An 11,299-nucleotide genomic window follows, 5' to 3' on the forward strand; every position below is an offset into this window, starting at 1 on the left:
GACGGTAGCAGGGGGCGTGAGCCGGGGGGGCGGGAACGGTGACGGGTGCCCTGGTTCTGGAAGATGGCACGGTATTCCGGGGGGAGGCTTTCGGGGCCGCGGGGACGGCAGGGGGCGAGGTGGTCTTCAACACGGGGATGACGGGCTACGGGGAAATCCTCACCGACCCGTCGTATTGCGGACAGATCGTCACCCTCACCTATCCCCTGGTGGGCAACTACGGCATTTCCGGTCGCGACCTGCAGGCTGTGCGCCCCCTGGTGCGCGGGCTGGTGGTGCACGAGGCCTGTTTCTCGCCCAGCCACCGGGAAGCGTGCTGGAGCCTGGATGACTTCCTGCGCGCCCACGGCATAGTGGGACTGCAAGGTGTGGACACGCGTGCGCTGGTACGTCATCTGCGCCGGCACGGCACCATGCGCGGGGTGATCACCACCGGAGCGGTGACCGCGGTAGGGGCACTGGTGGAGATGGCAAGGGGGGTTTCCCTGCAGGGGGTGGTCTACCAGGCTACCTGCTCGCGCCCGTACCGCCTCTACGGCCGGGGCCCCCACGTGGTGGTGGTGGACCTGGGAGTGAAGGCCGGCATCCTCCAGGCTCTGCAGGCGAGGGGTTGCAGCCTCACCGTGGTACCGGCCACCGCTACGCCGGCGGAGATCGTGGCCTTGCGGCCGCAGGGGGTGGTTCTCTCCAACGGCCCCGGCGACCCCGCCGATGCCCGCGAGGCCATCGGCGCCGCTCGCGCACTGCTGGGGCGGGTGCCCATGTTTGGGATATGCCTGGGCCATCAGGTGATGGCCCTGGCGGCAGGGGCGCGTACCTACCGTCTGAAGTACGGTCACCGCGGAGCCAACCACCCCGTATGCGACCTCGCCCTGGGCCGGGTGTTCATCACCTCCCAGAATCACGGCTACGCGGTGGCGGAGGAGGGGCTACCACCGGAGGTGGAGGTAAGCGCCCGCAATCTAAACGACGGTACTGTGGAGGGCCTGGAATTCGTGGGGCTGGACGCATTCAGCGTGCAGTATCATCCCGAAGCCGGTCCCGGCCCCAGGGACAGCAGCTATCTCTTCGACCGTTTCCTGGGCATCATCACGGGGCAGGAGTGGCGGAGCGGGGGACATGCGGATGAGCGGAAGGCCGGCTAAAGTGCTGGTGATTGGGTCCGGGCCCATCGTGATCGGGCAGGCGGCCGAGTTCGACTACGCGGGCAGCCAGGCCTGCCAGGCACTGCGGGAGGAAGGGGTCGAGGTCGTCCTCTGTAACCCCAACCCCGCCACCATCATGACCGACGTTCACCTGGCCGACCGCGTTTACCTGGAACCTCTTACCGTGGATGCGGCTGCGGCTATCCTGGCCCGGGAGAGGCCGGATGGAATCCTTGCCACCCTGGGAGGGCAGGTGGGCCTCAACCTGGCCGTGGCCCTGCACCGGGCTGGGCTCCTCGAACGGTTCGGGGTGCAGCTCTTGGGAACCCCCCTGGAAGCCATTGAACAGGCAGAAGACCGGGAGAGATTTCGAGCCGCGATGGGGGCGCTGGGAGAGCCGGTTCCGCCCAGCGGTACGGTCTCCTCCGTTCCCGCTGCCCTGGAACTGGCCAGTCGCATCGGCTATCCGGTGGTGGTACGCCCCGCGTTCACGCTGGGTGGCACGGGGGGTGGCGTGGCGCACGGGCCGGAGGAACTCGAGCAGGTGGCGGCGCGGGGTCTCCGGTTCTCCCCCATCAGCCAGGTACTGGTGGAAAAGAGCCTGTTGGGATGGAAGGAAATCGAATACGAGGTCATGCGGGACGGCCGGGACAACTGCATTACCGTGTGCAGCATGGAGAACCTGGACCCCATGGGCGTCCACACCGGGGACTCCATCGTGGTTGCCCCCACCCAGACCCTTTCCGACCGTGAGTATCAGATGCTGCGCAGCGCCGCCCTGCGCATCATCCGTTATCTGGGAATCAGGGGCGGCTGCAACATCCAGTTTGCCCTCGACCCCCGCAGCGGCGAGTACTTCGTCATCGAGGTGAACCCGCGCGTGAGCCGGTCCTCGGCCCTGGCCTCCAAGGCCACCGGTTACCCCATCGCGCGGGTGGCGGCCAAGCTGGCCCTGGGCCTGAACCTGGACGAGATCGTCAACCCCGTGACCGGCTACACGCGGGCCTGCTTCGAGCCCTCCCTCGACTACGTGGTGGTGAAGATACCGCGCTGGCCCTTCGACAAGTTCCCGTCTGCCGACCGGTGCCTGGCCACCCAGATGAAGTCAACCGGGGAAGTCATGGCCATCGGGCGCACCTTCCTGGAGGCCCTGGGGAAGGCCGTGCGGGCCCTGGAGGACGGCACGGCGCTGCTGGGTGCCGGCGAAACCGATCTGGAGAGGGCACTGGCGCGGCCAGACGACCGGCGGTTGTTCCTGCTGCTGGAAGCGTTGCGACGCGGTTACCCGGTCAGTGAACTGGCGCAGCGGACGGGGATCGATCCCTGGTTCCTCCATGCCCTGGCGACCCTGGCCGACACCCTGGGGGAAGTGGCCCGGAGGGGGGTGGCGGGGCTGCAAACCCTCGACGCGCGCGGGTGGAGGCGCCTCAAGGCTGCCGGCTTGTCCGATGCTGACCTGGCACACCTGACGGGCGTGCAGCTGGATACGGTGCGCCGGTGGCGCCTGGCGGCCGGGGCCCACCCGGTATTCAAGATGGTGGACACCTGCGCCGGAGAGTTCGAGGCGGCCACGCCATACTTCTATTCCACTTACACCAGCTCGGGAGCGGAGGGGGAAGACGAGGCCGGCCCCCTCCCCGGGCGTCGGGTGCTGGTGCTGGGGTCGGGTCCCATCCGTATCGGGCAGGGGATCGAGTTCGATTACTGTACCGTGCACGCTGTGCGGGCCCTGCAGGAGATGGACTACCGGGCCATCATCGTCAACTGCAACCCGGAGACCGTTTCCACCGACTACTCCACGGCGGACCGCCTGTACTTCGAGCCTCTCGCCCTGGAGGACGTGCTGGCGGTGTGCGACCGCGAGCGTCCCGAAGGGGTCCTGGTCCAGTTCGGCGGGCAAACAGCCATCAACCTGGCCGGAGGGCTCGAGCGTTCTGGAGTGCCCGTCCTGGGTACGCCTCCGGAGGCCATCGCCCTGGCGGAGGACCGGCGTCGCTTCGACACCCTGCTGGAGAGCCTGGGTATCCCCCGGCCCCCCGGGGGGGCGGCCACCTCGGTCGCGGAAGCAGTGGCCATCGCCCGCCGCGTGGGATTCCCCGTCCTCGTGCGCCCATCATGGGTGCTGGGGGGCCGGGCCATGGAGATCGTGTACGACGAGCGGGACCTGGAACGGTACATAGGGCAGGCTGCCCGGGTATCCCATGACGCTCCCGTCCTGGTGGATCGGTACCTCCCGGGTAAAGAGGTGGAGGTGGACGCCGTCTGTGACGGCGAGGAGGTGCTGGTGGCGGGGGTGATGGAGCACCTGGAGCCGGCCGGTATCCACTCCGGCGACTCCACCGCCATATATCCGCCCCATTCCCTCACCCCCGGTCAGGTGGACGTGGTGGTGGAGTATACCACCCGGCTGGCCCGTGCCCTGGGGATATGTGGCCTCCTCAACGTGCAATACGTCGTCTACGGGGGACAGGTGTGGGTACTGGAAGCGAATCCCCGCGCCAGCCGTACCGTCCCCTTCCTCACCAAGGCGACGGGTGTCCCTCTGGTAAGACTGGCCACCGCGGCCATGCTGGGGCGGAAGCTGCAGCATGAGGGGTACCGGGGGGGACTGTACCCTCCTCCCCCCGGGGTGGCGGTGAAAGCCCCCGTGTTTTCCTGGTCCAAGCTGCTGGGGGTGGATACCACTCTGGGGCCGGAAATGAAATCAACCGGTGAGGTGATGGGGATAGGTCCGGACCTGCCCTCGGCCCTCGTCAAGGCATATCGGGCAGCGGGAATCGACCTTCCTCCCGGGGCGGGTGTGCTGGTCAGCCTGGCCGACGACGACAAAGAGGGCTGCCTTGACGCCGTGCGTCAACTCCATGGGCGGGGGTGCCGGCTGTACGCCACCCGGGGAACGGCTGCCTACCTGGGGCGCCGGGGTCTCCCCGTGCAGGCCTGGAACAAGGTGAGCGAGGGCAGCCCGCACGTGCTCGACCTTTTGGCAGGGGGAGGCGTACACCTGGTGATCAATACGCCGAGCCGCAGCCAGAGGGCGGAACGGGACGGTTTTGCCATCCGCCGCGCTGCCGCCGAGATGGGCATCCCCTGCCTCACCTGCCCCGAAACCGTGCGAGCTCTGGTGCGGGCCTGGGCGGCTCATTCTGGGCCGGGCGAGCCCGTCTGCCTGCAGGACCACCTGTTTGCCCCCGGCCCACGCGCAGGCGGCCGTGGACCCGCGGGTGCCGGCACGCCGTGACTGTGAGCACGTGAGGGCCTGTGCCGCTGGGGCGAGCGGTTGTGGGACGTGCGGGGCCCCGGTATAATCACAACGCAGGCGGTCTCTCCGGAGGGCGGGGGAAGTGAGGAAGTTGCCGGATTGGGTACAGGAAGCCGGTCGGGTGCTGGCGTGGAGGGAAGTAGTACCCGGACATGGGCGCCTCGACGTGCGGGCTCCCGCCCTGGCGGCCCGGGCTCGGCCCGGGCAGTTTGCCATGGTGAGAGCTGCCCCCGCCTTGAGGGGCGGGGCCGTCGGTATGGCACCTTTCCTGGGACGCCCCCTGAGTTTTTTCGACATGGATACCACCGGTGGGGTGGTATCCTTTCTCGTGCGGGTGACGGGTGAAGGAACGCGGGCCCTGGCAGCCTGCCGGCCCGGCGATGTCCTGGTGTTGCTGGGGCCTTTCGGCAACGGGTTTCCCGCCGCGAACTCCGGTACGCTGTTGCTGGTGGCGGGCGGGGTGGGGGTGGCCCCCTTCCCTCCCGTGGCCCGGGCCGCGGTTTCCGCCGGCGCCAGGGTGACGGCCCTGGTGGGCGCCCGATCGGCCCCACTGGTGCTGGGTGTCCGGGAACTGCGCGATGCCGGGGCCGAGGTGGTGGTGTGCACCGAGGACGGTTCCCGGGGAAGGTGCGGGATGGTGACCGACGTGCTGCCGCAGTTGCTGGACGGCTTTGGTGCGGGCCCCTCGGCCGCATTTGCCTGCGGCCCGCCCGCCATGCTGGCCCCGGTCGCCCGGCTGCTTGAGCAGGCGGGCCTGGAACTGCACGTTTCCCTGGAAGCCCGCATGGGCTGCGGATTCGGGGTGTGCCGGGGATGCGCTGTTCCTGCCGCCCGGGGTGGTTACCTGCACGTCTGCCAGGATGGACCCGTGTTCCCGGCCCGCGCGGTGGACCTGGAGGCGGTGGCCCGCCTGTGGGGGGCAGGTACCCGTGCCAGATGATGGGAGTGACAGCGATGACACCGCGTGGCGGGGCGGATCTGGAGGTTAACCTGGCCGGCATCCGCCTGGCCAACCCGGTGCTGGTGGCTTCCGGCACCTTCGGATACGGGCGGGAAATGGTGCGCTGGTTTGACCTGCGCCGGGTAGGGGGCATCATCACCAAGGGTACCACCCTGGCCCCGCGGGCGGGGAATCCGCCGCCCCGCATCGCCGAGACTCCGGCCGGTCTGCTTAACTCCATCGGCCTGGAGAATCCGGGCGTCGACGCGGTGGTGAGGGAGGAAATCCCCTTTTTGCGCGAGTTCGGGATTCCCGTCATTGTTAACATAGCCGGTGAGACGGTGGAGGAGTATGCTGCGCTGGCGGCAAAACTGGACAGAGTGGAAGGCGTAGCGGGCCTCGAGGTGAACGTCTCCTGCCCCAACGTGCGCGCCGGGGGCATGGCCTTTGGCACGGATCCCCTTGCCACTGCTGCCGTGGTGCGAGCCGTGCGGAACGCCACCTCGCTGCCCGTAATGGTGAAGCTGACGCCCAACGTGACGGACATCGTGGCCATCGCCCGGGCGGCGCAGGAAGCGGGTGCTGACGCGATTTCGCTCATCAACACTCTGAAGGGACTGGCCATAGACGTGCGCGGGCACCGTCCGCTGCTGGGCGCCGTTACCGGGGGGTTGTCGGGACCCGCCATCAAGCCTGTTGCCTTGCGCATGGTGTGGGAGGTAGCGGGGGCGATCGACGTTCCCATCCTGGGTTGCGGGGGCATCATGACGGGTCTGGATGCAGTGGAATTCCTCATGGCCGGCGCAAGTGCGGTGGCAGTTGGCAGTGCTACCCTGGTTGATCCACTGGCCGCGCCCCGCATAGTGGAGGAGATAGCTGCCTACCTGGAAGAAGAAGGTTTTGCGCGGGTGGGCGACCTGGTGGGGCTGGCCCGTCGCACACTGGCAGGCGGGGGTGAGAATTCATGAGCGCACCATCACGACCACCACGCGGAGCCGGGGTTTCCCCCGACCATTCCGCACCTGCCGCGGATTCCGCATCGTCCCCATCTGGCGGGGTCAGGCCCCGCAGGCCCGAGGACCGGCTGGTGGTGGCCCTGGACGTGCCCGCGCTGGATGAGGCGCGGTCGCTGGTGGCCACGCTGCGCCCGGTGGTGACCTGGTTCAAAGTGGGGCTGGAACTTTTCGCGGCGGCGGGGCCTGCCGCCCTGGCGATGGTGAAGGAAAGCGGGGGGCGGGTGTTCGTCGACCTCAAGCTCCACGACATCCCCCACACCGTGGCGCGGGCGGCGGCCGTCCTCACCCGGCAGGGGGTGGACATGATCAGCCTTCACGTGGCGGGCGGGGAGCGCATGATGGCGGAGGCGGTGGCGTCCGTGCGGGAAGCAGCCGCGTGTGCCGGGCAACCTGTCCCCATTCTGGTCGGGGTCACCGTTCTCACCAGCCTGGGCGAGGCAGACCTGGCTGCCCTGGGCGTGGGTCGTGCCCCGGCCGATCAGGTTTTGGTCCTGGCCCACCTGGCCCGGCAGGCCGGACTGGACGGCTGGGTGGCTTCGCCCCGCGAGGCGTCCCTCCTGAGAAAGGAGCTGGGGCCGGAGCCGGTGATCGTAACCCCCGGTATCCGCCCGCTGGGTTCTTCTGCTCCCGGGCGGGGCGTGGTAGCGGTAAGTGTGTCCGAGGCCACGGCTCTGTCTTCCCGGGATGACCAGGTGCGGGTGGCCACGCCGGCGGAGGCGGTGGCGAACGGGGCGGACTGGCTGGTGGTGGGGAGGCCTGTCACGCGTGCTGACGATCCCGTCCGGGCAGCGCGGGCCGTGGTCGAGGAGATCAGCGCCGCTGTGGACGGCCGCCGGGCGGCGACCACACCACACCGGTGATCCTGGCAGGGAGGGTTTTGCTAGTGACAGAACAGGAGATTGTGGATCTGCTGCGGCGTACGGGCGTGATCATGGAAGGGCATTTTCGGTTGACGTCGGGGAGGCATAGCCCGACATTCCTGCAGTGTTCCCAGGTGCTCCAGTATCCCCAGTACGCCGAGATACTGTGCCGGCAACTGGCGGCTCCCTTTGCTGGGAGCGGAGTGCAGGCGGTGATCGGCCCTGCGGTGGGAGGCATCATCCTGGCGTACGAAACGGCCCGGGCCCTTGGGGTGAGGGCCATCTTTGCGGAAAGGGAAGAGGGCCAGATGCGCCTGCGGCGCGGGTTCTCCATTTCTCCCGGGGAGCGTTTCCTGGTGGTGGAGGATGCCGTGACCACCGGGGGTTCGGTGAACGAGGTGCTGGAATTGCTGGCACAGGCCCGGGCACGGGCGGTGGGCGTGGCCGTGATGGTGGATCGCAGCGGGGGAAAGGTGGGGTTCGGCGTGCCCCAGGTGGCCCTGGTCACCCTGGACATCCCCTCGTACTCTCCCGCCGAATGCCCGCTCTGCCGTGCCGGTGTCCCCCTTACCTACCCCAAGGGCGCAGCGGTCTAACCCGGAGAGGGGCTGGGGGGCGGTGATTCAAAGTGGGACACGAGACGGGTGCCCTGGCGGGAGCGAGAGGGGCAGAACTGTTCTGGCAGTGCTGGCGTGTTCCCCGGCCGCGAGGGGTACTGGTCATCGTCCACGGCCTGGGGGAACACAGCGGTCGCTATCAGAACGTGGTGGACGCCCTGGAGGGCACGCCCCTGTCCATCTGGACCCATGACCTGCGCGGGTTCGGCCGGTCAACGGGACCGCGCGGGCACGTGGACTCCTTCTGGGACTACATGGAGGACCTGGATTGTTTCCTGGAGTACATCGTGGCGATGGAAGGAGACCTCCCCGTATTCCTCCTCGGGCACAGCTACGGAGGACTCATCGCCCTGCATTACGCCCTGTGTCGGCCCGGACGCCTGGCGGGCCTGGTGCTGTCCAGCCCCTGTCTGGGGTTGGCGGTACGGGTTCCCCCGTGGAAGCACGGGGCGGGGATGGTGTTATCCTGGCTTCTTCCCCGTTTTTCCATGCCCAGCGGCATTGATCCCGGACTGCTTTCCCACGATCCCCAGGTAGTTGAGAGATACCGCAATGACCCGCTGGTCACCGACCGGGTGAGCGCCCGGCTTTACACGGAGATGCTGGCCGCCATGGAGCGGGTGGCCCGCAAGGCGGTGCAACTGCGGGTCCCCTGCCTGCTTCTTCTGGCGGAGGAGGACGCCCTGGTGTCGGTACCGGTGGCCGAGAACGTTTTCGTGCGGCTGGGGAGTTCCGAGAAGGAGGTCCACACTTACCCAGGCTATTACCACGAGCTTTTTAACGAACAAGGCAAGGAAGTGCCCCTCGCCTGCCTGCGCCAGTGGCTCGAGCGCCGTCTAACGTAAGCCGGGGCGGCTTCGAGCTTGACCGCCGCCAGGGTGAGCGCGGCGGGGCAGAGGGCTGACCGCAACTACGGTGAACCCGGCGGGGGAGCGGGCCTGACCAGCAGGGTGCGTTCTTCCCGGTACACCACCTGGCCCGGTTTGGCACCCGGCTTGCGCCGCACGTGCTTGCGCAGCGTCCAGTCCACCTCCACCTTGGGGGCCAGGCGGGCCTGACTGAAGTGGGCGGCGATGGTTGCCGCCCGGGCGATGGCCTCAGGGCTCGGCGGCCGACCGGCGGGGGGACGGAGGATGACGTGGCTCCCCGGGATTCCGCGCACGTGCAGCCAGATGTCGTCGGGCCGGGCCAGGACGAAGGTCAGAAAATCGTTGGCCTCGGCCCCCCTGCCCACCAAGACCTCGTCGCCCCCGGGAAGTGAAAACCGCAACACCCGGTGCTGCCCGGTAACCGGACGTTCCCGAGCGGCGTTTGCGGGCGCGGCCCGGGCAGGCGGTGTGGCCACGATCCCCGCCGCCTCCATTTCCCGCTGGAGGACCTCCAGCGTGTCCCGGTCCGAGGCACGGGAGAGTGCTTGCTCGAGCTGTTCCAGGTAGGCCAGGTGAGTGGCCTCCTGATCCAGGCGTTGCCGGAGGGGATCCAGGGCGCGGCGAGCCTTGCTATATTTGCGAAAATACTCACGGGCGTTGTCCTTGCCGGAAAGGGCGGGGTTGAGGGGGATCTCGACCTGACGTGGTTCCTCCGAGTAATAGTCGGTAACCTCAACCCGGTCGTGACCCGCCGGCAGGTGGGCGGCCTGGGCCATCAGCAGTTCCCCCCAGACGCGGTAGCGGAGGGCCTCCCGAGCCCGGGCCAGGTCCTCCCGCAGGGACTCTGCCAGGCGCTCCTGTCGCTCGCGGTGCCGCCGTAAGGCCCGCGCCAGGCGGTCGTGCCACTCCCGGAGGTGCTCTTCCTCTCCCAATCGGCAGTAGAAGTCGTCCAGCAACCGGCTCATGGCCGAATATTCCTGCCCCACGGGCCCGTGCGCCACGGGGATCAGGCACCAGTAGTCCTTCGGCTGACCGCTTTCATCGGTGATGACCACCGGCCGGGGCCTGCTCCTGGCCTCCTGCCACATTTCCTCCGCTACCTCCTCCGGGGTGCGTTGGCCGCCGGTCGGAGCCGACCGCTCGCCGGTGGGGGTGGCCCGGGCCCGGGCGGCGAGTTCCCGTGTGCTGAACGGCCCCCACCGTCCGGCCGGCGGGGGCAGTGGGGGCTCGTATTCCACGCCGGGCAGCAGGATGCGTCGCCGGGAGGCGTCCCGGTCCGGGCGGGGTCCTTCTTCCCTCCATGCCGCCAGGACGCGAGCGTCCTGGTCGAGCAGGATGAGGTTCGACCCCGGGCCCATGATCTCGACCACCAGACGGGGGCGGGAGCCCAACGGGGTGCAGAAATCCAGGATCAGGACGCGGTCCCGGTCGTGCTGTTGCGCGGCCACCAGATGGGCGCCCTCGAGATGCTTGCGCAGGAGGAGGACGAATGGCGAGGGGGCAACTGGCCGGTGCTCTCGGAAACTGAGGTGTACGCGGGCGAAGCGCGGGTGCATGGAGATGAGCAGTTGGGTGCGTATTCCCGGCCTGAACACCACCAGCACCGCTTCGGACGGTGCCTGCTGCGCAAACCCGGCAGAGTAGATCCTGTCCACCCGGGCCGGAAGGACATCCTGGATTTCCCGGGTCACGGCGGCCATCACCAGGGCATCAAAGGGCACGCTCGATCCTCCATCGCGTGTTCGCCAGGCGCCGGCGGGCTTGTCCGGGGGGCGCCTGCGCTGTACAATTGTACCAGATCGAGGGGGATTGGGGGAGGAGGTCGAGGGCATGGCGGTGTGGCGCTGTTCATCCTGCGGCTTTGAGAAGGAGGCCCGGTGCAAGCCCAAGAAGTGCCCGCAGTGTAACGGCAAGGACACCTTTGTCAAGAAGGCGTAAGTCGGGACCGGGATGAGGGTCGAGCGCCGGACCGGGATGTTCGGTGGCGGAGTACAAGTAGGGCGGGCAGTGCCCATCAGGATTTGGGAGGGGAGGGCGGGGAGGGTGTATGTGACACACGTGTCGCAGGTGCCAGAAAGCAGCATCGTCGAGGGGCAGGTGCCGGGCGGCAAGCGTGCCACGGTGCGGTGGGTGATTTCCCAGGAACAGGGGGCGCCCAACTTCGAGATGCGCCTGTTCCACCTTGACGAGGGCATGAACACCGAGTGGCACCAGCATCCGTGGGAGCACGAGGTGTTCGTGGTGGCCGGCCGCGGGTCGGTAAGGAGCGAGGCCGGGGACATTCCCCTTGAACCGGGCAGTGTGGTGTTCGTCCCCGCCGGGGAAATGCACCAGTTCCGCTCCGCACCCGACCAGGCCATCGAGTTCATCTGCGTGGTGCCACGCGGCACCAGGGCCTGCCAGGTTCCTGGCAGTGCCTCTCCCTGCTGCCGCTGAAAGGGGCGTCGTCCGGGGGGTCCTGAGGGGCCATGTTGCCTCAGAATAAAAAGTACTTGTACCACGGATCGTTGCCTCAGAATGAAAGGTACTTGTACTCAAGTGGGTTAACCCCTTTCTGCGAGGACTGGGGTTTGAGCGGAGACGACTGAGTCGA

10 protein-coding genes are annotated in these 11,299 nt (G+C 68.2%); 9 read left to right on the forward strand and 1 reads right to left on the reverse strand.

All coding sequences use genetic code 11. The annotated features are described in order from the left end of the window. Positions 1–38 precede the first annotated feature (38 nt). The 7 genes from AB1446_04640 to AB1446_04670 all read left to right on the forward strand — a co-directional run bounded on the left by AB1446_04640 (position 39) and on the right by AB1446_04670 (position 8,682). Positions 39–1,145, forward strand: a complete 1,107-nt coding sequence (locus AB1446_04640; protein MEW6546192.1) for a carbamoyl phosphate synthase small subunit — start codon at positions 39–41, stop codon at positions 1,143–1,145. Continuing rightward, complete coding sequence (gene carB / locus AB1446_04645) at positions 1,126–4,383, forward strand: carbamoyl-phosphate synthase large subunit (protein MEW6546193.1); 3,258 nt, start codon at positions 1,126–1,128, stop codon at positions 4,381–4,383. Before AB1446_04640 ends, carB begins: the two co-directional genes overlap by 20 nt. Positions 4,384–4,486: 103 nt before the next feature. Further along, positions 4,487–5,344, forward strand: coding sequence for a dihydroorotate dehydrogenase electron transfer subunit (locus tag AB1446_04650; protein MEW6546194.1), 858 nt, complete (start codon positions 4,487–4,489; stop codon positions 5,342–5,344). Positions 5,345–5,358: 14 nt separating this feature from the next. Further along, on the forward strand, positions 5,359–6,312 hold the full coding sequence (locus AB1446_04655) for a dihydroorotate dehydrogenase (protein ID MEW6546195.1): 954 nt from the start codon (positions 5,359–5,361) through the stop codon (positions 6,310–6,312). Between the two features lie 119 nt (positions 6,313–6,431). Next, on the forward strand, positions 6,432–7,220 hold the full coding sequence (gene pyrF / locus AB1446_04660; protein ID MEW6546196.1) for an orotidine-5'-phosphate decarboxylase: 789 nt from the start codon (positions 6,432–6,434) through the stop codon (positions 7,218–7,220). A gap of 23 nt (positions 7,221–7,243) precedes the next feature. Continuing rightward, positions 7,244–7,816 carry an orotate phosphoribosyltransferase gene (gene pyrE / locus AB1446_04665; GenBank protein MEW6546197.1) on the forward strand — a complete coding sequence of 191 codons (573 nt, stop codon included), beginning with the start codon at positions 7,244–7,246 and terminating at the stop codon, positions 7,814–7,816. 32 nt (positions 7,817–7,848) lie between these two features. Next, positions 7,849–8,682: a lysophospholipase gene (locus AB1446_04670; protein MEW6546198.1), complete on the forward strand. Its 834-nt coding sequence runs from the start codon at positions 7,849–7,851 to the stop codon at positions 8,680–8,682. Positions 8,683–8,747: 65 nt separating this feature from the next. On the opposite strand, the gene AB1446_04675 is transcribed toward AB1446_04670, so the two are convergent. Continuing rightward, a complete protein-coding gene (locus tag AB1446_04675) occupies positions 8,748–10,427 on the reverse strand; it encodes an NFACT RNA binding domain-containing protein (GenBank protein ID MEW6546199.1) in 1,680 nt (559 codons plus the stop codon). A gap of 109 nt (positions 10,428–10,536) precedes the next feature. On the opposite strand from AB1446_04675, the gene AB1446_04680 reads away from it, so the two are divergent. Continuing rightward, a complete protein-coding gene (locus AB1446_04680; protein ID MEW6546200.1) occupies positions 10,537–10,644 on the forward strand; it encodes an RCKP-type rubredoxin-like domain-containing protein in 108 nt (35 codons plus the stop codon). Positions 10,645–10,749: 105 nt separating this feature from the next. After that, the gene (locus AB1446_04685; GenBank protein MEW6546201.1) at positions 10,750–11,142 is read left to right on the forward strand and encodes a cupin domain-containing protein; all 393 of its coding nucleotides are present in this window, start codon (positions 10,750–10,752) and stop codon (positions 11,140–11,142) included. Positions 11,143–11,299 lie beyond the last annotated feature (157 nt).

The organism is Bacillota bacterium, assembly GCA_040757085.1.
Classification (GTDB): Bacteria; Bacillota; Sulfobacillia; order JACIYH01; family JACIYH01; genus JACIYH01.

What these genes read in the sequence shown, in the direction of transcription:
- AB1446_04655 (MEW6546195.1), top strand. Translation starts at nt 5,359, where the DNA reads ATGACACCGCGTGGCGGGGCGGATCTGGAGGTTAACCTGGCCGGCATC.
- carB (MEW6546193.1), top strand. Translation starts at nt 1,126, where the DNA reads ATGAGCGGAAGGCCGGCTAAAGTGCTGGTGATTGGGTCCGGGCCCATC.
- AB1446_04680 (MEW6546200.1), top strand. Translation starts at nt 10,537, where the DNA reads ATGGCGGTGTGGCGCTGTTCATCCTGCGGCTTTGAGAAGGAGGCCCGG.